This is a genomic window from Bacillus sp. JST-5 (genome assembly GCF_057747715.1).
The window spans coordinates 1-21,063 of sequence record NZ_JBYLHW010000050.1; the positions used below are offsets into that span (position 1 = coordinate 1).

Sequence of the window (21,063 nt, forward strand, 5' to 3'; positions counted from 1 at the left end):
GTTAAAAATAATCTTACTCATAATAATTCTCCCGTTTCTCATTCATAAATTTTAGTATAACTGGGTTTTAAGTTATTTAAAATGGAAAAACCCCGAATAGGTCCACTTTTTTTAAAGTGTCTACTATTCGGGGTTCAGTTCAAATATGTCAGCCCCTTTTTTTAGAATGCGGTTAAGAACAAATATAGAGAAAAATATCTACAATGATTAGGAAGAAGATGGTTGTTCACCAAATTTCCTAAACATTTGTTCATCTTCTATCAGACCACAAGCTCCACATTGAACTTTATAATTTGGTCCACGATAAGGAATGTGAAATGGATCAAGGTTATTGTTATCGAATGTTTGAACGATTTCACCGGTCTCTGGGTCTAACTTAACTGCTTCCGGTACTTGTTGAATAATATTAAATCGAGTTCGATTCGTTTTGCAATTAGGACAACGATAAGGTGTTGGTGACATTTTTTACTCCTTTCTAATTATTCAATTGCATTTGTTTTCTATGCTATAGTAATATTAGAAAATCTTTGTTTTCTTTTATTATTTACTGATTCATCGTTAATATGTAAGGAAATGGTGGAGAGGCAATGCGAGAAGAATTTTTAATGCAGGAGTATTTAAAACTATGGTCAGAGAGAACGACAGAGCATGATTCATTGGAACATTTAATAAAGGTTGAATTATTAGATGAAATGACGCATCCTCGCTTAAGAAAATCTAAACATGAAAAGTTTTATTTGGCGATCAAACGTATATTAGACTCTTCTTTGGATGAAAAAGTTAAACTAGAATTAATACATTATTATACTAAGATAATGGATAAATTATAAAAAATGGACATTAGTCTAAATTTTCATCTGATTGGATTTCGATTTCTGTATATTGCCAGTCTTTAACTTTTATGAATCGTATTTCTAACATATCATTTTTTATAACTGCCTTTGCTCCTTTTTTATGTACAGGAGAAGGCAAATGAATTTTATGTGAAAGTTCAGGATTTCTTTTACTTTTAATCATACATTGAAATGAAGTATGATAAACTTTTATAGATCGCCAATTTTGCAGCTTATTCATAGGAATCTTTATATAGACATAATCATGCGTTTCAAACACTTCTTCATTCAACTCGTTATTATCATTAGTACGAGTAAATATTTCTCGATTCGGTAAAAATTGTTCAATTTGTGGAATCAAATTCCCCATTATTTCATTCATAAAGTTTTGAAAATCTTGTGGGTTCATTTTTGCCAATTGTTCCAAATATTCTTTTTGAAATGGAAATTGATTATTCCAAGGAAACATCATGATCATCCTTTCCCATCACTCATTATTACGATATGCTACGGTTGGTAAATTGGTTCAAACGTCTACATATTGAAGATTGAGTTTGGATGAAACAATTAAGCAGGTGAGAAATTTGAAAAGAAAAGTAGCTCTAATTACTGGTGCAGCAAAAGGTATTGGAAAACAAACCGCCATTAGCTTAGCTAAAAAAGGGATACATATTGTGATTAATTACAGAAAAAATGAAAAATCGGCTTATGAGTTATCCAAATATTTAGAAGATCATTTTTCCATTCAAACAATGGTCATTCAAGGGGATGTATCCAATTCCTCCGATTGCGAATCAATGATCAAAAAAATTATGTCTGTTTTTGGTGGAGTCGATATACTTGTACATAACGCAGGACCATACATACATGAAAGGAAAAAAATGTCGGACTATTCATTGGATGAGTGGAATTACTTAATACATGGAAATTTAACTAGTGTATTTTATTTGTCAAAACTCGTGATTCCTTATATGCGTGAAAATCAGTGGGGAAGAATTATCACATTAGGATTTGATCGGGCGGAAACGGCACCTGCGTGGAAATATCGTTCTGCGTTTTCTGCTGCGAAAACGGGGTTAGTATCGCTAACGAAAACCATTGCTTTAGAAGAAGCCAATCATGGTATAACATGTAATATGGTCTGTCCGGGAGATATCACAACTGATTGGAAAGAAAAATCACAAAAAGAAGCATGGGAAATAGTAGATAAAGAAACACCGGTTGGACGACCTGGAACGGGTGAAGATATTGCAAGAGTGATTGCTTTTTTATGTGAAGACGAATCGAGTTTTATTACCGGTTCGGTGATAAATATCACAGGCGGAAAAGATGTGTTAGGAAAAATTAAAGAGTAAAAAAAAGAAATGGCTCCCGTCATGATATAGGAGTCATTTCATTTTTATATTTTTTTCTTTGTATATACAATAAGCGTGACATTAGCCCAAGTGCTCCTGCTGTTAAGCCTGCAATTAGTCCGATCCAATATCCGAATGCCCCTAAACTAGTATAATTGGCAAACCAATAGCCTAATGGTAGACCAATTATCCAATATGAAAGTAATGTCATAAAGAATGTTACATTTACATCTTTATATCCTCTTAATGCTCCTTGAGCAGATGCTTGAATGGCATCCGAAACTTGGAAGAAAAGTGCATATAATAGAAAGATTGAGGTTAATTTGATTACATTAGGGTCACTCGAATAGAGAGATGCTATTGGTATTCGGAAATTGTAAAGAATGGTTGCACTTACAACTGCCATACCTAAAGAAATACATATTCCCAGCCAACTATAAATTTTCGCATCCCGTAATCGTTTGGCACCTACTTCAAATCCCACTAAAATTGTAAGAGCCATCGATGTACTTAACGGAAACATATATAATAATGATGTAAAGTTAATCGCTGCTTGATGGGATGCAATAGTATTCGTATCAAAGGAGCTCATTAATAATGTTACTGCAGCGAAAATACTTGTTTCAAAAAAGATAGAAAAACCAATTGGCAGCCCAATGAGAATGATTTCTTTCCATTTAGCAAAAGAAATAGGAATGAATTGACTGAATATTTGATATTGAATAAACGGTTGTTTCTTCATAACAATATAGATAGCTATGAAAAATGTTATCCAATAAGTGATGGTTGTAGCATATCCAGCACCAACACCACCAAGTTTTGGAAACCCGAACTTTCCGTAGATCAATAAGTAATTAAACAATATATTGATTGGTAAGGCGATTAATGTAATCATCATTGATGTTCTCGTGTGACCTAAGGCATCAATAAAACTTCGTAAAACATTATAGGCGAATAAGGGGAAGATCCCAAACGAAAGAGCCACTAGATAGCCATGAGCAATGTCTCTTACATGCGAATCGAGACTAAGTGATTGCAAAACAGGTTGAAGAAAAATGGCTCCTAAAAGAATGACTGCAATTGAAATCGTTACGGAAATATATAATGATTGCATGACAGAATGTCTGACATTATTTTCTTTATTCGCACCAACAAGTTGGGCGACAATTGGTGTTACTGATAACAGAATACCGTTTAGCCCAGAAAAAATAGGCATCCAGAGTGAAGAACCTATCGCAACCCCAGCTAAATCGCTAGGTCCTACTCTTCCAGACATAACGGTATCCGCCATATTCATGGAAAACATACCTACTTGGGTGATAAAGATCGGAAAAAATATGATAAAAAATTGAATGAACTTTTCTCTTGTTGAATATGTAGCTTTCACAATATTTCCCCCTTTTAATGGAAACCCCTCGAAAAATTATATCACAATGAAATCAGTGATAGGGAAGGAAAAAAACTTGGACAACTTTTCCTCATAGAGAAAATGATTATGAATATATTGGTAAAAAGAAAAAGGAAAGGGGAAAAGTTATGGCTTACCAAGGTTCAAAAGGATGGTATGTTCAAGAATTAAAAAAAATGGGGGTCCTCCGTCATCCGATAGGTAAAAAGAAACTAGAACAATATAAAACATATGAGTTAAGAAATTTATATTTAACATATTTAAAAAAGCAAACATCTTAATGAGAAAACGGCACCTTTTTCGGATGCCGTTTTCTTATATCACTTAAGCTTCCAATGCTTGGTTTTCGTGTTGTTCGTACACCTTTTTTAGATGGTACATTGTATAAAGATCTTTTGGTATTTCATATAAGTCAAATTTTTTGTTGGTATTTTGATTAATAAATTCATAAATGTTTTTGCGAGTTTTATTGGCTAAAAGGGCATATGGAAGTTTTTGAGCGGCTTTTTTGGAGCGGATATTTTCGACACGGATGCGCATATAGATGGTTTCTATATTTTTTTCAAAAAACAATTCCTGAAAAAAAGCTTCTTTTGCTAGTTGGTTATAACCTTTTCCATGATAAGGTTTACCTATCCAAGTTCCAAGAAAACCGGCATTGTTTTCAATATCAAATAAATTGATAGTACCAATCGGGTTTCCCCATTCATCAATGATGGTCCGAGAAATGATTTCCCCTCGTTCTTCTGCTTCAATCGTTTGCTTTGTTAAAAATAAATATTCCTCATGTGAATAAGCCTTCTGACGCACAAAAGGGAAGACATCCGGGTGCGTCATTAAGGTATATAAAGCATGAGTTTCGTGCAATTCACGTTTTTTAATCATGCATATCCCTCCGAATGAGGGTAGTCCTTCACTATGTGGTAAGTCCCACCCTCGAAATTTTTTATAAACGTTCTTAAAAAATTTCGGGGTGGGAATCGAACCCACTAGAACCGGAATACCTCCGGTGGCGCACCATTTGCCTTCCCAATCAATGTTAGATTGTTAGTTTTTTATTGTACTTCCGTATTATAAAGAAAAATCTAATAAAAGAAAATAGTTATTTTGTAAATTTTATGTGAAAGTTTTCTGCTAAATTCTACAAATTTAAATAAAAATGTCGAATAGCCATGAATAATTAGTTTGGATGATATAAAATTTTCTACCTAGAATAAATGCAGCTGTATTTAATTATTTACCGGTTATATATAGTTTAATAATCGCTAAATATTCTCGAATATACATAGGTACTATAACAACATTTGGTGTTTTTGCAGAAAGGGGAAAACATTTGATCCCAATCATTTCACACATTTTAGTAGCACGGTAAACATGAAAATCATTACTAACGATTACCGCTTTTTCGATATGAAAAAGATTTTTGGAATTTATTAAATTCTCATAAGTGGAAGTAGATTGATTTTCGACGAGCATACGCGATAAATCAATTCCCTCTTTAATGAAAAATCTTTTTAAGGCTTCAGCTTCTGTAATGTCTTCATCCGGACCTTTACCACCTGTTACGATTACTTATGTTGAATTATTCGCTTTTAAATATTGTAAAGCTTCTTCTGTCCGATAATTTATACTTTATGACATTTCTTCACCATTAACTTTTGCCCCTAATACGATTAAATAAGGAATATTAGCAGATGGTGTTTGCTTTGCTGTTTTTTGAATGTTCCTATGTAAAAAGGATACTATTGCAATCATTAGTAAAATGATCAAACCTAATATCAACCTTTTTTTCATGTTTTCTCTTTCTTTCTGCATGAAAAAAAAATAGATTCATATCATTTAATAGATAACGTTTTTAAGGGTGTTTAACGATGACGATAAAAAAATATTATCTTAAATTAAGTCAAATTAGTTTAAAGTACAGTCTTATATTATCGATCATATCATTAATTGGGACGCTTGTAATTTTAAAAATGGACAAGCCATTTTTATTACTTATCATACCTTTTGTATGGATGAGTTTCCTTTATTTTTTTGTTCATATCTTTTATTGGGTGAAATCTATGAAAAGTTTGATAGAAGAAGATCATCCATCAACTCAATCACTATTGTTAAATAAGCTAGATGATAAATTTTTTTGTTTCACCCCTGGTGGAAAAAATTTTTTAACTATCGAAACTAAAATTAGAGATCTTGAAAGGATGCAATTTCATATCAATTATGTTCAATATTGGAAGGAAAATTGGTACGAAGTAAATTTAAGAAATTTAACGATTGATAACTTGGAAGGAAAACGTATCGGTAAAATGATGGTAACTCATAAAAAACGAATGAGTATCGAATGTCTTCTTCAATATTATGGAAACACGTATTTAGTAAAATGGAAAAAGAACAAATTTTTTATATACTCCAATGATTTTCGTACAAAGTTGGCATATTTAGAAAAAGGTTGGATGCCATTTAGTTGGAGCCGAAGATTTTTACCAAACACTCCAATCTTAACTTTTCACGAACAAGTTACCCCAATGGAAAAAGAGATATTTTTTATTGTGTATGTTTATTTTAGTCATATTCAAGAATATATGAAGATTAAATCGTTTACTTTTTAATTTTTTATGGCACTATTGACATTATCATTGAATTAACAGTAATGATGAAATATTCTTATGATAGAAATATTATTGTCTTTCGAGGAGATTCAAAATGAAAAAACTATGGATTGGATTGTTAGTAATTTTCCTTATATTGGTTGTTATCGATCAAATATTTTTGAAAGATCAAATATTAAATTTTGGAGACAAAAAATACGAGAAAATCGAAAATATTGAGCAGTTAGAAACTGGGATAGATATTGAAAACCTAGCCCATGATTTTGAATTGCAAACATTAGATGGTAAGAGGATACATTTAACGGATTTAAAAGGGAAAAAGGTGCTATTAAATTTTTGGGCAAGCTGGTGTGGACCTTGTGAAAAAGAAATGCCCCATATGCAAAAAGTGTATGAAAAAATGAAAGGTGAAAATGTTGAAATCGTAGCTGTAAATGTAACTAGTAGTGAAATCAATGAAAAAGTTGTCCATGATTTTGTAAAAAAACATGGTCTTACGTTTCCTATTCCAATGGATGTTAAAGGTGAAGTTTCATTTTTATACGAAGCTGTTTCCATTCCAACTTCATATTTTTTAGATACTGATGGCGTCATACGTCATAAAAAAGTAGGTCCTATGGATGAAAAATATATGATTGACCAATTTGAACGCCTTCCTTAATAATTTAACGAAAGTTTTTAAATTACAAATAAAAAGGAGATAAAAGATGAACATTCGATTTAAAAAAGTGCACGGTTCAAACAATGACTTTATCTTAATAGATGAAACGAAACATAACTTATCATTTAACGATAAAATAAGATCGAAATTGGCGCAGTTATTATGTAATCGTCAAACAGCGATAGGAGCGGACGGAATTTTATATGTGAGAACAGATGTAGAAAAAGATGGTCGTATGCAAATATTTAATGCAGATGGATCTGAAGCATCAATGTGCGGAAACGGATTAAGAGCAGCAGGAAGATATATTTGTGAACAAGTTGGGAAAGATGAGATCATTGTTGAAACAATGAAAGCGAATTTATATGTAAAAAAAGACGAAGAGATTTTTCCTAACATCCCTTCGTATCGGGTGGAAATATCACCTGTTTCATTTCAATTGAAGGATTTACCTGCTTTAGACGAACGAGAACAAATCATCAATGAAAAAATTGATTTATTATCAAACGAATTGTCTTTCACTTGTGTAGCCGTTCCAAATCCACATTTAATCACTATTGTTCAAAAAGAACAATTATTGTCTGATGAACAAACGCGTATAAGTGAATATGTGAACGGAAGAAACCCAATATTTCCAGACGGGGTAAATGTTAGCTTCGTTTATTTAATGGATCAAGAAGAAATATTTGTTCGGACATTCGAACGTGGTGTTGGGTATACGAATGCCTGTGGTACCGCGATGAGTGCTTCTAGTTTAGTTGTTGCATTGAATGGTTTTTACGATTTTGAAAAACGATTGAAAGTGTATAATCCTGGTGGATTCGTACATACGATTGTTCATCGAAACGAACATGGTTTTTCAATTGATTTAATAGGAAATGCTACATACGTTTTTGACGGAGAAGTTGATGTTCATTTAGAGAGCGAAACGATAAATCAATATCAAGAAATATATTCGTATGTGGATGAAATCAATCAATATTTAGAAATGGAGAAATATGCGAAATCAAAACTATCTTTTCTTTTTTAAAAAATTTATTACTTGTTGAATCGGCTGTTCATTATCCGTATTGAAAAATTCGGAAAATGGGCAGCCTTTTAGTTTAATTCTTTCCATAACTTTCTCCATTGAAAAACCATCCGGTTGAATGGGTTGGTTGAGTTCCTCCCAATGAATGGGTGCTGCTACACCAGCATTTTCATTTCCACGTACCGAATAAGGGGAAATAATCGTTTTCCCTTCGGCATGTTGAATGTAATCGATGTATAGACGATTACCTCTATTTTTTTTCAGTCGTTCGATGGTAAATGCATTTTCATTTTTTGAAATTAGATAGGAAGCAATAAAGTAGGTAAATAATCGAGAATCTTCCCATGTAATCGTACTATGAATGGGTAAAGGAATATAGATTTGCAACCCACGATTTCCAGAAACTTTGATAAAGTCTTTTATCCCGAGAGAAAGCAAAATTTCATGAATCATATTTGCCGCTTCTATCGCTTTTGCAAAATCTTTCCTTGTAGGTGGATCAAGATCTATGACTATTTCACTTGGGGTTTTCCGTTGGATTGTAGTAAAAGGAATATGAAATTCGATCGCAAGCTGGTTTCCAAGCCAAAGAAACGTTTCCAAACAATCACAAACAATATAACGGATACCATCTTCTTCAAAGGTTCGTACAAAGTCAGGCGCATATTCGGGACAATTTTTTTGGAAAAATGCTTCCCCATACATGCCGTGAGGGTAACGAATAACGGTCAATAGTCGATTGTGTAAAAACGGTTCCATATAAGGATAAATAAAACGTAAATAAGAAATATAATCCATTTTTGAAATTTTTTTATGTTGCCATAAAGGTTTGTCTGGGTGGGTAATGTCGATAGATTTTGGCAAATCGATCGTTGATTCTGTTAACTTTTCCCAAGTGCAATCGATTGGTTTTAAATCAAAGCGGAATTTAGAAAAAAATACTTCTCTTAATTGTCCTTCATATAATTCAAGATAATTCAATTCCACACATATACCTGGTGGAACATACAATATTTGATTATCTTCATGTTGATAATTATTTTTCACTACTTCAAGTAATGCTTTTCGCTCTTCATCATTAACCCCATGTTTAAAAAGTCCAATTGGAGTTATGTTATTATCTCGAAATACACCGACATGAAAATAACCATTTTTTCTATCATAGGCAGTAATAAAACATAAAGCCTTTTTCCAATTTTTAACCTTTATCCATTGGGACGAACGTTTTCCTTCGATCCATTTACCTTGCAAATGTTTTGAAACAATCCCTTCTCCGTCAAATTTCTCCACTTGTTTCCATAATTGAGAAAAATCTTTTTCATAAGGAACCATTTGCAATAGTGCAGGATGTGTGTAATCCACATTTATTGGAAGTTGGAGAGTTTTAAACATGGACAATAGTAGCGTTTTTCTTTCATAAAAAGGTTTATTTGTTACATTTTCATCAGATATTTTTAAAAGGTCGAAAACGAGGTATTTACACGGTTGTTGATGACTGAAATGGACAATTTTTTCCTTCGAACGTAAGCGTCCCCTTTTTTGAATGGCAGAAAAGTTAGCTTTAAAACTGTTTATAAGAATACATAACTCACCATCTAATATGCACGGTAGGAAAGGTCGAAACTTTTCAAAAAGATCTTGAATATATTTGTTCAACTCTGGAAATTGAGGCAACAGATTCTTTCCATTACGACTGATTAATTTAATTTTGTCACTGTCCTCCAAAAATAATATTGCACGAAAACCGTCAAATTTTGTTTCATATACCCAATCTTCACCTATAGGTGGGTCAACTTGCAATTGGGGTAACATCGGCTTCATGGTACAATTCACCTCTTTCCATTAGTGTAACCAAATAGATGAAAATGTGATTTCCAAATGTTCATAAGGATAAATTTTGGTTATTGAAGAAAAATGTTAATAAAAAAGCGGAGGAATTCAAAATGCATACGATGTGGAAAGGAAGCATTAGCTTTGGCCTTGTAAATATTCCGATTAAGCTTCATGCAGCAACTGAAGATAAAGATATAAAATTACGGACACTTCATCAAAAATGTCATACACCTATCAAATATGAAAAAGTTTGTCCTCATTGTGATACGGAAGTTGGAAATGATGAACTCGTAAAAGCATATGAATATGCGAAAGGGAAATTTGTCATTTTAGAAGAGGAAGATTTAAAAGAATTGAAGCAAGAAAATGAAGAAAAAGCTGTAGAGATTATCGATTTCGTTAACATAACCGATATCGATCCAATTTATTTTAATCGAAGTTACTATATGTCTCCGAATGAAGGAGGGATGAAGGCATATTCCCTTCTTAGAAAAGCGCTATCTCAATCAGGAAAAGTTGGGATTGCGAAAATGATGATTCGATCAAAAGAGCAGTTGGCAGTGATACGGGTATATGAAAACACGTTAGTGATGGAAACCATTCATTTTCCTGATGAAGTGAGAAATGTTTCTGATGTTCCGAACGTTCCGAATAATGAACCAATTACGGAAAAAGAATTACAAACAGCCATTATGTTGATTGATCAATTAACGACAACTTTTGATCCTAATAAATATAAAGATGAATACAGAGAATCACTATTGCAACTGATTGAGGCTAAGAAAACTGGAAAAGAAACGGTGACGGCAAAAGATAAAGAAGGACCGACAAATGTAATGGATTTAATGGAAGCACTTCAAGCATCCATCGACCAAACAAAACCAATAAAAAAAGAGGAAAAAACAAAAACAATCAAACGAAAAGCAGTAAAGAAAGTGACTTAATAGTTGGTCAAAAACTACTTTATAAAATAGTAGGATCATCATAAATTATTTTAATCCTTGGAAATGGAGAGTGGGTTAATAAAAAACTCGCTCTTTTTTCATTTTCTTCATGTTCAATGACATATGAATGGTTAAATTTTTTATCTCTTATTAAATATAAAGTAACTTTTCCGTCAGTTTTTTCATAGTGAACTTAATCCCACACGGTTGAATAGTATAATTATGCAAAAATGACGGGAAAGGAGAGATGGCACTTGTCATATCCATATCATATCTATCATCCCTTTCGTTATAATTGGACACCATTGAGACTGAAAAAACAAGCATATGCAAAAATTCAAGGCGGTCCACTGCGCCCACAAATTACAGGACATGTAATCTTTACAGAGCTAGAGAATGGGGTGGAAGTCTATGTAGAAGTGTACGGTTTACCACCATTTTCTGCAGGTAAAAATGGTCAACCAATAGGGCCTCACGGATTTCATGTACATGTAAATGGAAGCTGTGAAGCAGGAGATCCAAAAGATCCGTTCCAAGCTGCTGGAGGACATTGGAATCCAACCAATCAACCACATGGAAATCATGCAGGTGATTTTCCTGTTCTATTTTCTAATAATGGCTATGCTAGAATGCAATTTTTTACAAATAAATTTAAAGTAAAAGATATAATTGGTAAAGCCATAATCATTCATGAAAATCCTGATGATTATCGTTCACAACCTTCTGGAAATGCGGGAAAACGTTTAGCATGTGGAGTTATACGGGAAATTTCATAATTTTTAAGGGTAAGAAAAGTTTTATTCTTTATAAAGATTGTTCTTTTGAAAAAAATATGTTTAATATTGTATAGGAATGAATGTAATTAGAATGGAGTAGAAAAATGGCAATATTCACCGTAAAAAAATCACTCAATAATAATGTATTAATCGCCGAAGATTTGGAAGCTAATGAAGTTGTCCTTGTTGGAAAGGGAATCGGTTTTAATAGAAAAAAGGGAGAAAAACTTGATGAGAAGCTAGTAGAGAAAATTTTTATCCTTAAAGATAAGGAAAAACAAGAACAGTATAAAAAATTATTGCTTCAAATGGATCATGAAATTTTTGATGCCATCATTGATGCATTGGAATACATTAAGGAACATACCGATGCAACTATCAGTGAAGATATACATGTCGCCTTAACGGACCATTTAATGTTTTCAATTTACCGTACAATGAAAGGTCTATCTATACACAATCCTTTCTTAGTAGAAACAAAAAATTTATACCCTCATGAATTTGAAAGCGCTTCGAAGGTAGTTAAAATAGTGAATGAAGCTGTAAATATCCATTTACCAGAAGATGAAATTGGCTTTATAACATTACACATCCATAGTGCCATCAAAAATAAAAATATTAGAGAAATTAATCAACATTCTAAGCTTATTAAGCAACTTATTGATGTGATCGAGGAAGAATTTGATGCAAAGATTGATAAACAATCCATTGACTATATTCGTCTATTGAGGCATTTACGTTTTGCCATTGAAAGAGCCTATGATGGTGATGAATTAGGTGAGTCTCCGAAAATAAATTTAATATTGCAAAATGAATACCCTTTCTGTTATAATCTTTCATGGAAGTTGACTAAAATCATGCAAAATACATTGAAAAAACCAGTTGGTAACGCAGAAGTTGTTTATTTAACGATGCACTTGCAAAGAATCTATAGTAAACTAGTGAACAAAAATTAAATAATCTTTATACGTGTTACTGATTAAATTCAGGCATGAGTATAAGAAAATGATTGTCACATAGTAGGAAATACTACTATTGTGAATCATGTTCTATACTTATGCCTTTTTATTTTGTATTTAAAAGGAGTGAAATTATGTTTAAGAAAATGTTTGGTGTATTACAAAAAATTGGTAAAGCCCTTATGCTTCCAGTTGCTTTATTACCTGCCGCCGGTTTATTACTTGGTATCGGTAATGCCATTGGTCAAGAAAATATGATCGATGCCCTTCCATTTTTAAAAGCCGATTGGATTCAATTGGTAGGTAATGTAATGGAAGATGCGGGTGGAATTATCTTTTCAAACCTAGCATTGTTATTTGCTGCAGGGGTCGCGATAGGATTAGCTAAAGATGGAGTTGCAGCGTTAGCAGCCATTGTTGGATATTTAGTCATGAATCAAGTGATGGGTTCATGGTTTGGTTTGGTAGCCGATGATATAGGAGCTGAACCCGGTTTTGCTTCTGTTTTAGGTATTCCTACTCTTCAAACTGGTGTGTTTGGTGGTATTATCATTGGTATCATTGCTGCGTATTGCTACAACAAGTATCATGATATAAAGATGCCTTCTTATTTAGGATTCTTTGCTGGTAAACGCTTCGTACCTATTGTAACAGCAGCAGTTTCATTCATTATCGGATTAATTTTACTTGTTGTTTGGCCACCGGTTCAAAACGCATTAAATTCAGCTTCCACATGGTTAATCAATGAAGGAACTTATATTGCTGTATTTATGTTTGGTTTTGTCAAAAGATTGCTTATTCCTTTTGGCTTACACCATATTTATCACGCACCGTTTTGGTATGAATTTGGTTCATATACAACTCAAGCAGGGGAAATCGTTCGTGGAGATATGACCATCTTTTTTGCTCAGTTACGTGATGGTGTAGAGCTTACTGCTGGTCATTTTATGGCTGGAGAATTCCCTGTTATGTTATTTGGACTACCAGCAGCAGCATTAGCTATGTATCATACTGCAAAACCAGAAAAGAAAAAATTAGTAGCTGGTATTTTTGCAGGAGGAGCATTAACTTCCTTTTTGACAGGAATTACAGAACCAATTGAATTTACATTCCTGTTTTTATCACCTTTATTGTTCTTTATTCATGCTGTGTTAGATGGATTGGCTTTTGTCATTATGACGTGGTTAGACGTTCACATTGGTTATACTTTCTCTAGCGGTGCTATTGACTTTTTCCTATTTGGAATTTTACCTGGTAAAGAATCATGGTGGTTAGTCATTCCAGTCGGTCTTATTTTTGCAGTTCTTTACTACTTCATTTTCCGTTTCTTCATTGTGAAATTTGACTTAAAAACTCCTGGACGTGAAGATGAGATTACAACAAGTAGAGAAAGCAATCGTGAAAGTGATGGGGATGAACTTCCATATAATATTTTAGAAGCAATGGGTGGACAAGATAATATTGCTCATTTAGATGCATGTATCACTCGTTTACGTGTTCAGGTTAAAAATATTAACAGCGTAAATAAAGATGAATTAAAAAAATTAGGTGCAGCTGGAGTTCTTGAAGTTGGAAATAATATTCAAGCGATTTTTGGACCGAAATCAGAATCATTGAGAAGTCAAATGGAAGATATTATGAGCGGGAAGAAGCCGCGAAAAATAGAGAAAATTCAAGAAGAAGAGCCAAAAGAGTCTCTAGTAAATAATACGAATGAAGACAACATAATATCTCCAATAAAAGGAGAACTCGTCCCAATAACTGAAGTACCTGATCAAGTGTTTTCTAAAAAATTAATGGGTGATGGATTTGCTATCGTACCAGAAGATGGACTTGTTGTTGCTCCTTGTGATGGAAAAGTCTTGAATGTATTTCCTACGAAACATGCCATTGGGTTCTTAACAAGAGGAGGACGAGAGATATTAATACATTTTGGTATCGATACAGTTAATCTTAAAGGTGAAGGATTTGAAGTATTAGTAAATGATGGTGAGGAAGTTAAAGCTGGACAACCTTTACTTCAAGCAGATATTGATTATATTAAAGAACGCGTACCATCAATCATCACACCAGTTGTTTTTACTAATTTAAAAGAAAATGAAAGCATTCACCTTGAAAAAACAGGTCATGTCCAAATACAAGAGGAGAACATTATTTCTATCAAGTAAAAGAATAGAATAATTTAAATTAAATGAGGTGTGGTACAAATGGTTGAAAAAATATATAAAGTCATCGATGAAAGTGGAATTCACGCAAGACCTGCAACATTACTAGTACAAGAGGCGAATAAATTTCAATCGAAAATTGAACTAGAGTACAATGGAAAAACAGTGAATGTAAAATCTATCATGGGTGTAATGGCACTTGGCCTTACAAAAAATGCAGAATTTAAAATGATTTTTGATGGAAATGATGAAAACGATGCTTTACAAGCATTTGATACTCTTTTCCAAAAAGAAGGTTTAGCTGGATAATACAATGGTAATGATGTACGTATTTAACCCTTGGTTTAAGAATTACCAAGGGTTTTTTGTTTATAAAAATGGCTGAAAAACATAAAGTAAATGGTAACAAATGGACATATTATAATTATGATAAAAAGCTTTTCTACATTTGAAAAGAAAAGATACAGTAACGCTTTCAAATATTTGTCTAATGAATTTGATAAAAATAAATGAAAGGATAAGAATGTATATATAAAATTTTTGTTATATAGATGAGTAGGACTATTATTTATATAAAGGTAGGAGTTAATGATGGAAGGAGCTATTTTTCTCGATCGTGATGGTGTGATTAATGAAGTATTAACAGAACGAGTGAAATATGTTAATAAACCGAAAGACCTTTATCTATTAGATGGTGTCGCTGATGCTATTAAGATTTTTAACAAAGAAGGGTTCAAGGTATTTGTCGTAACGAATCAAGGGGGAATCGGTCTTGGTTACATGAAAGAGCAAATGCTCCATCGAATCCATCAACATTTACTTGGTATGTTACGACAGCATGGAGCATACATTGACGATATTGCCTACTGTCCACATCGACCAAAAGGTGGTTGTTCTTGTCGTAAACCAAAAACGGGTATGCTCGAATATATGGCCGATAAACATCAAATTCATTTACATAAAAGTATAATGATCGGTGACCGCGACGTAGATATTGAAGCTGGAAAAAAAGCTGGAATGAAAACTGTTCTTATTGGAAAAGGTGACTCTATTATGGCTGATGCTCACTTTAAAACATTAAAAGATTCTGTTGATTGGGTAATTAAGGAAATGAAGAAAAATAGGTAATGCTATACACATAAATTCAAGGGAAAACGAACGAATGAGTAGATTTAGACATCAATCAAGTTTTGATGATGCAAAATATGGATATATTTGACGGAAATAGATCAATGCAATGTATCAAAAATATCTTAAATTGTAATTGTATAACGAAAAAATGTGGAAACCTACAATGGTTTCCATTTTAATTTTCATCTCCTATATTATTCAAGAAATTGAAATAGGTAAATAGAATGAAGATATTGAATGGAATGGTACAAAAATAGCTTAACCAAACAAAATTTAAAATACCTCTTTCTTTCATTTTGTCGATCATAGGCGACAAATAAAGATTTCATTCTTTTTCAGTTCCCTACCAAGAAACACAGTAAATTCCCTGGAGATTTTTTACTAAATCTTATAGAACTCATGACATGGACATAACTAACTAATTCAATCGTACATAAGAAAAAATAATCATTTTTTATAAAGATATTTGATTGTATTTGTTGAAATATGAAAAATTCTATCTTATTTCCTATTGTTTTTAGATGATATTTACTAATACTGTCGGTTTATAAAAATGTAAAAATATTACTTAATATTCATTTTCAGAATATTTGGTATTTTATCGACAATTATTGACAAACAAATACCTTATAGACAAGTTATGGTAATTATAGGCATACAAATGCCAAGTTTTTAAGAAAGGAGGATCGTTTTCATTTGTCATCAATCAATTTTTAAGGAGGGGTTTTATTGAGTAGAAAGAGAAAAAGAGAAACAATGCGGTGGTTATCATTAACACTATCGTTTTTGTTAATTCTCACCATGTTCTCACCATTCGTATCAAACGCTTCCGCTAAGTCAGTAAACATTTCAGCAAATGAACAAGCAAAAATAAGTCCGAAAGCAAAAATTAACAAATCACTTCTTCAACAATTTAAAAATGATGAATATGTTAGTTTCTTAGTAAAGTTTAAAGAACAAGTTGATACAGAAAAATTAGCTAAGGAACTTGATCAAAAAGCTTCAAAAGCTAATTTATCAGCTGCTAAAAAGAAGCAGTTAAAAAGACATACACTTGTTTCAGAATTGCGTTCAACTGCAAAAGAAACACAGCATGAAGTACTTAATTACTTGGAAAAAGCTAAAAAAGACGGTTTAGCTAAAGAAACTCAGTCATTCTTTATTGTTAATGCAGTAGCTGTTACTGGTACAAAAGAAGTTATGGAAAAGCTTGCTTCTTTCCCTGAAGTAGAAAAGATACTCCCAAATGAAACTAGACAATTGTATACTGGAACAAAAACTAAAGCTGATACAAACGATTCAAAAGTACAATCCATCGAATGGAACGTCGAGCGTGTTGGTGCTCCAGCTGTATGGGACATGGGAATTGACGGTACTGGAATCGTTGTAGCTTCCATTGATACTGGTGTTCAATGGGATCATCCAGCTTTAAAACAAAAATATCGTGGATATATTTCCGAAAATGAAGTAAATCATGAATATAGCTGGTTTGATGCAGTAAGCGGGCAATCAGCACCGTATGACGATCATGGACATGGAACACACGTTACAGGAACTATGGTTGGTTCTGAACCAGATGGATCAAATCAAATTGGAGTCGCTCCAGGAGCAAAATGGATTGCCGTTAAAGCCTTTACTGCTTCTGGTGGAACAGATTGGGATTTATTAGAAGCTGGTGAATGGATTTTAGCTCCAACAGATAGAAACGGTAATCCAAACCCTGAAATGGCGCCGGATGTTGTTAATAACTCTTGGGGTGGAGGACCTGGTTTAGATGAATGGTACAGACCAATGGTTCAAGCTTGGAGAGCAGCAGAAATATTCCCAGAATTTTCTGCAGGAAACACTGATTTATTTAACCCAGGTGGACCGGGTTCAGTAGCTAACCCAGCGAACTATCCAGAATCTGTTGCAACAGGTGCTACAGATATCAATGATCGCTTAGCAAGTTTCTCGTTACAAGGTCCGTCACCATATGGAGAAATAAAACCTGAACTATCTGCACCTGGTGTAAACATTCGTTCTTCAGTTCCAGGAAGTACCTATGAAGGTGGATGGAACGGAACTTCCATGGCAGGGCCGCATGTATCTGCAGCAGTAGCTTTATTAAAACAAGCTAATAGTAATTTAACAGTCGACCAAATGGAAGAGATTTTATTATCAACTGCTGTACCTTTGACAGATGCTACGTTCCCTGAATCTCCAAATAACGGATATGGACATGGACTACTGAACGTTTTTGACGCAGTATCATCCGTTATTTCAGGACTTGGAAAAGTAAAAGGTCAAGTTACTAAAGAGGGAGACGACAGTGAAGCACCAGTTCTAGAACATTCCGCACCTAGCATAGTATTTGAAGGAATGGACTTAAACTTAGTAGCTTCAGCTGTCGACAATATTAGTGTAACAAATGTTCAGCTTGAATATCAAAAGAATAATGGACAATGGGAAACTGTAGAAGCCACTCGTGTAAGCGGTGATTACAAAGATGGAGTATATGAAGCAGTGATCCCTGGAAGTGATATTCAAGTAGGTACTCTTGTTTATAGATGGAAAGCAGTTGACTTTGCAGGTAATGAAACAGTTTCTGGTCCATACGAAGTAGACGTAAGACCAGGAATAACAGTAGGATATGAAAATGATTTTGAAAGTAATGTAGATGGTTGGACATCTTTCGGACAAAATGATGTATGGCAATGGGGAGTTCCAACAAGTGGACCAAACGAAGCTTTTTCAGGTGAAAAAGTATTTGCAACTAACCTTGAAGGAAACTATCCAAACAGTGCTAATATGTCATTAATGATGCCTCCAATTGATGTTCCAGAAGAAGGAAATACTTATTTACAATTTAAACAATGGTATGAATTAGAAAGAAACTGGGATTATGCACATGTATTTGTATCTTACGACCGTGAAAACTGGACGCAATTACTTAGAATTACTGACAATTCAAACGGTTGGATAGATGGACAGGTAGACTTGAGTGCATATGCCGGTGAAAGAATTTATATAGCCTTTAATCTAACAACTGATGGAAGTGTTCAACGTCAAGGATGGTATATTGATGATGTAAAATTATCTGATACTCCTATTGAATCACCATCTAAACATATAGGGTTAATGAAAGACCTAGGTGTTCAAACGAATAGTTCTATTGCCTTAAAAGGTGAAAAAGTAGATCCAAATAAGATTAAACCATTTATTCCGAAAAAGAAAAAAGGAAATGAAGAAACATCCAATGATTATTATCCAGCATTATTACCATTACAAGCAAAAGTAACAGTGGTTGAAACAGGTCGTTCTGTCAATACAAGTCCTCAAGATGGTTCTTATGAAATGACACATGCTTCAGGGACGTATACTTTATTAGCTGAAGCATACGGTTATCGTTCCGAATCAGTAACGGTTGACATTCCACAAGATGGAGAAGTCACTGCTAACTTTACGTTAGAAGAGTTACCGAAAGGAACCATTTCTGGAAAGATCACTAATGAAGTGACTGGTGATCCTATTGAAGGCGCAACCATTTATTTAATAGAAGATGCAAATGTAGCTCCTGTGACAACCAATAGCGAAGGTGAATATTCTTTAACAGCCTACGAAGGTAGCTATACATTAAAAGTTGTTGCTCCATATTATTATAGTAAAGAAATTTCCGTCAATGTAGAGGGCGAGCAAGAAATCAATGTAACATTAAAACCATTTATTGGATATGAAGGCGAAATTGGTTATGATGATGGTACCGCTGAAAATGCTAGAGCATTTTACGATCCAGGTAACGGTTGGGCTGTAAAAATGTCTTTAGCTGAAGGCAATGAAAAAGCTTTAGTAACAGGCGGATTGTTCCGATTCTGGGATACTACATGGCCATCACCTGGTGGAACTGATTTCCAAGTAGCCGTCTATGATGCAACAGGTCCAGATGGTGCTCCAGGAAATAAAATAGCCGGTCCATTTGACGCGACAGCTGTTAGAGACGGATCTTGGACACATGTTGACTTAAGCGAACATGGAATCGTAGTAGATAAAGACTTTTATCTTGTTTACATCCAAACGTCACCTTATCCAAACTCTCCAGGACTTGCTACCGATGAAGATGGTCCAAATGCAGGTCGTAGTTGGCAATTAGTTGGAGGTGCATGGTCACCAACTCCAGATTCTGAGGGCAACTATATGATTCGAGCTATCGTTAATTATGAAGTAACTGCTCCTGTCATAACTTCGCCAACAGATGGTTCATATACTAATGAATCAGTGGTAGTTGTCGAAGGAGAAACTGCACCAACAACTACAGTACACCTATTTAATAATGGTGAAGAAGTACAAACAACAGAAGTTGGAAATGATGGTAAATTTAGCGTTGAGTTGAATTTAAATGAAGGAGAAAATGTGCTAACTGCTAAAGCATCCACTGAGCAAGGAATGACAGAAGAAAGTGCTCCTGTTAAAGTCATTTTGGATCAAACAAAACCGACTTTAACGATTACAAATCCAAAAGATGGTGAGAAGACAAATCGTGAAACAGTTACTGTTGAAGGAACTGTTGAAGATGTTAACTTAGACACTGTAAAAGTTAATGGTGTCAAAGCAAAAGTAGAAAATGGCAAATATTCTGCTAGAATTATGTTAGATGATGGAATGAACGAAATTAAAGTTGTTGCCAATGACAAAGCAGGAAATCGTACAACTAAGAAGATTTCCATTGATGTCAAGTATACTGCACCTGTCATTGAAAACTTAAAACCGGATACAGATCAAGAATTGAAAACAGGAGAAACTGTAAAAATTGAGTTTACAAGTGAGCCTGGCTTAAAAGCATCCTTCGTCATTCATATGCCATTAACGAACTTAAAGGTATCAAATGCAACTGAACTACCAATGATGGAACTATCTCCTGGATACTATGTTGGTTACTATACAGCAACTAAAGGAATGAAAGCAGCAGGTGCTCAAGTAGAAGTTAAAGCTGTTGATTCATATGGCAATGAATCACGACAACTTGCAGAAGGTAAGTTATACATTAACGAAAAACTAAAAAATAATAAAAAGAAATAAGTTCTTTTGTAAGGCCTTGATCCATGTGATCAAGGTCTTTTTAATTTAGGCGTGCCCAGCTAAGCTGTTATCTGCTAGTTGGTGCAAGTCCAACCCGAGTAAGTGCCAAGACGCTCGGTAGCTGACAGGCAACTGGTGGAGAAATCCTAAGGTTGAAGCCCTGTGACAAAGTAACTCTCTTGGAGAGTGCGAGCAAATCAGCAGACCGTAACATAAAGTGAATCCTGCCGCCTCGTCAAAAGAGACCTCCTATGGAGGACAAAGGGAAGTCGAGCCTGGTTAGATTGGGCGAAGACCACGGAAG

Annotated in this window: 20 protein-coding genes; 13 read left to right on the forward strand and 7 right to left on the reverse strand. The window is 33.9% G+C overall.

Annotated elements, in window-relative coordinates; genetic code table 11:
• Window positions 1-207: 207 nt before the first annotated feature.
• Window positions 208-462 carry a DNA alkylation repair protein gene (locus AC3ASS_RS10315; RefSeq protein WP_488283448.1) on the reverse strand — a complete coding sequence of 85 codons (255 nt, stop codon included), beginning with the start codon at window positions 460-462 and terminating at the stop codon, window positions 208-210.
• A 125-nt stretch (window positions 463-587) separates the two neighbouring features.
• Here AC3ASS_RS10315 and AC3ASS_RS10320 point away from each other — a divergent pair, with 125 nt between their 5' ends.
• The gene (locus AC3ASS_RS10320) at window positions 588-830 is read left to right on the forward strand and encodes a hypothetical protein (protein WP_488283449.1); all 243 of its coding nucleotides are present in this window, start codon (window positions 588-590) and stop codon (window positions 828-830) included.
• Window positions 831-840: 10 nt separating this feature from the next.
• On the opposite strand, the gene AC3ASS_RS10325 is transcribed toward AC3ASS_RS10320, so the two are convergent.
• The gene (locus tag AC3ASS_RS10325; protein ID WP_488283450.1) at window positions 841-1,302 is read right to left on the reverse strand and encodes an Hsp20/alpha crystallin family protein; all 462 of its coding nucleotides are present in this window, start codon (window positions 1,300-1,302) and stop codon (window positions 841-843) included.
• Window positions 1,303-1,417: 115 nt separating this feature from the next.
• On the opposite strand from AC3ASS_RS10325, the gene AC3ASS_RS10330 reads away from it, so the two are divergent.
• Window positions 1,418-2,188, forward strand: a complete 771-nt coding sequence (locus AC3ASS_RS10330; protein WP_488283451.1) for an SDR family oxidoreductase — start codon at window positions 1,418-1,420, stop codon at window positions 2,186-2,188.
• Between the two features lie 19 nt (window positions 2,189-2,207).
• Here the strand turns inward: AC3ASS_RS10330 and AC3ASS_RS10335 are convergent, their stop codons facing one another.
• Window positions 2,208-3,575, reverse strand: coding sequence for an MATE family efflux transporter (locus tag AC3ASS_RS10335; RefSeq protein WP_488283452.1), 1,368 nt, complete (start codon window positions 3,573-3,575; stop codon window positions 2,208-2,210).
• A gap of 149 nt (window positions 3,576-3,724) precedes the next feature.
• On the opposite strand from AC3ASS_RS10335, the gene AC3ASS_RS10340 reads away from it, so the two are divergent.
• Window positions 3,725-3,877, forward strand: coding sequence for a DUF2639 domain-containing protein (locus AC3ASS_RS10340; protein WP_488283453.1), 153 nt, complete (start codon window positions 3,725-3,727; stop codon window positions 3,875-3,877).
• 43 nt (window positions 3,878-3,920) lie between these two features.
• Here the strand turns inward: AC3ASS_RS10340 and AC3ASS_RS10345 are convergent, their stop codons facing one another.
• The 3 genes from AC3ASS_RS10345 to AC3ASS_RS10355 form a co-directional block, all read right to left on the reverse strand.
• Complete coding sequence (locus AC3ASS_RS10345) at window positions 3,921-4,481, reverse strand: GNAT family N-acetyltransferase (protein WP_488283454.1); 561 nt, start codon at window positions 4,479-4,481, stop codon at window positions 3,921-3,923.
• 348 nt (window positions 4,482-4,829) lie between these two features.
• Complete coding sequence (locus tag AC3ASS_RS10350) at window positions 4,830-5,165, reverse strand: YdcF family protein (protein WP_488283466.1); 336 nt, start codon at window positions 5,163-5,165, stop codon at window positions 4,830-4,832.
• Window positions 5,166-5,228: 63 nt separating this feature from the next.
• Complete coding sequence (locus AC3ASS_RS10355) at window positions 5,229-5,390, reverse strand: hypothetical protein (protein WP_488283455.1); 162 nt, start codon at window positions 5,388-5,390, stop codon at window positions 5,229-5,231.
• Between the two features lie 77 nt (window positions 5,391-5,467).
• Between AC3ASS_RS10355 and AC3ASS_RS10360 the strand changes: the two genes are divergently transcribed.
• From AC3ASS_RS10360 to dapF, 3 genes are all read left to right on the forward strand, one after another.
• A complete protein-coding gene (locus tag AC3ASS_RS10360; protein WP_488283456.1) occupies window positions 5,468-6,205 on the forward strand; it encodes a hypothetical protein in 738 nt (245 codons plus the stop codon).
• A 94-nt stretch (window positions 6,206-6,299) separates the two neighbouring features.
• The gene (locus AC3ASS_RS10365) at window positions 6,300-6,866 is read left to right on the forward strand and encodes a TlpA disulfide reductase family protein (protein ID WP_488283457.1); all 567 of its coding nucleotides are present in this window, start codon (window positions 6,300-6,302) and stop codon (window positions 6,864-6,866) included.
• Window positions 6,867-6,912: 46 nt separating this feature from the next.
• The gene (dapF, locus tag AC3ASS_RS10370; protein WP_488283458.1) at window positions 6,913-7,896 is read left to right on the forward strand and encodes a diaminopimelate epimerase; all 984 of its coding nucleotides are present in this window, start codon (window positions 6,913-6,915) and stop codon (window positions 7,894-7,896) included.
• On the opposite strand, the gene AC3ASS_RS10375 is transcribed toward dapF, so the two are convergent.
• Window positions 7,879-9,717, reverse strand: coding sequence for a DNA ligase D (locus AC3ASS_RS10375; RefSeq protein ID WP_488283459.1), 1,839 nt, complete (start codon window positions 9,715-9,717; stop codon window positions 7,879-7,881). The two genes, dapF and AC3ASS_RS10375, sit on opposite strands and share 18 nt — an antisense overlap.
• Before the next feature lie 122 nt (window positions 9,718-9,839).
• On the opposite strand from AC3ASS_RS10375, the gene ku reads away from it, so the two are divergent.
• From ku to AC3ASS_RS10410, 7 genes are all read left to right on the forward strand, one after another.
• Complete coding sequence (gene ku, locus AC3ASS_RS10380) at window positions 9,840-10,673, forward strand: non-homologous end joining protein Ku (RefSeq protein ID WP_488283460.1); 834 nt, start codon at window positions 9,840-9,842, stop codon at window positions 10,671-10,673.
• Window positions 10,674-10,927: 254 nt separating this feature from the next.
• On the forward strand, window positions 10,928-11,449 hold the full coding sequence (locus AC3ASS_RS10385) for a superoxide dismutase family protein (protein ID WP_488283461.1): 522 nt from the start codon (window positions 10,928-10,930) through the stop codon (window positions 11,447-11,449).
• A 104-nt stretch (window positions 11,450-11,553) separates the two neighbouring features.
• Complete coding sequence (gene glcT, locus AC3ASS_RS10390; RefSeq protein ID WP_488283462.1) at window positions 11,554-12,405, forward strand: glucose PTS transporter transcription antiterminator GlcT; 852 nt, start codon at window positions 11,554-11,556, stop codon at window positions 12,403-12,405.
• A gap of 137 nt (window positions 12,406-12,542) precedes the next feature.
• Window positions 12,543-14,576 (forward strand): glucose-specific PTS transporter subunit IIBC, encoded by a 2,034-nt coding sequence (ptsG, locus tag AC3ASS_RS10395; protein WP_488283463.1) that lies wholly within the window; start codon window positions 12,543-12,545, stop codon window positions 14,574-14,576.
• A gap of 39 nt (window positions 14,577-14,615) precedes the next feature.
• Window positions 14,616-14,882 (forward strand): phosphocarrier protein HPr, encoded by a 267-nt coding sequence (locus tag AC3ASS_RS10400; RefSeq protein ID WP_488283464.1) that lies wholly within the window; start codon window positions 14,616-14,618, stop codon window positions 14,880-14,882.
• Between the two features lie 282 nt (window positions 14,883-15,164).
• Window positions 15,165-15,701 carry a D-glycero-alpha-D-manno-heptose-1,7-bisphosphate 7-phosphatase gene (locus AC3ASS_RS10405; protein ID WP_488283465.1) on the forward strand — a complete coding sequence of 179 codons (537 nt, stop codon included), beginning with the start codon at window positions 15,165-15,167 and terminating at the stop codon, window positions 15,699-15,701.
• A gap of 759 nt (window positions 15,702-16,460) precedes the next feature.
• Entirely contained in the window at window positions 16,461-20,759 is a 4,299-nt protein-coding gene (locus AC3ASS_RS10410; protein WP_488283467.1) for a S8 family serine peptidase, read from the forward strand.
• Window positions 20,760-21,063 lie beyond the last annotated feature (304 nt).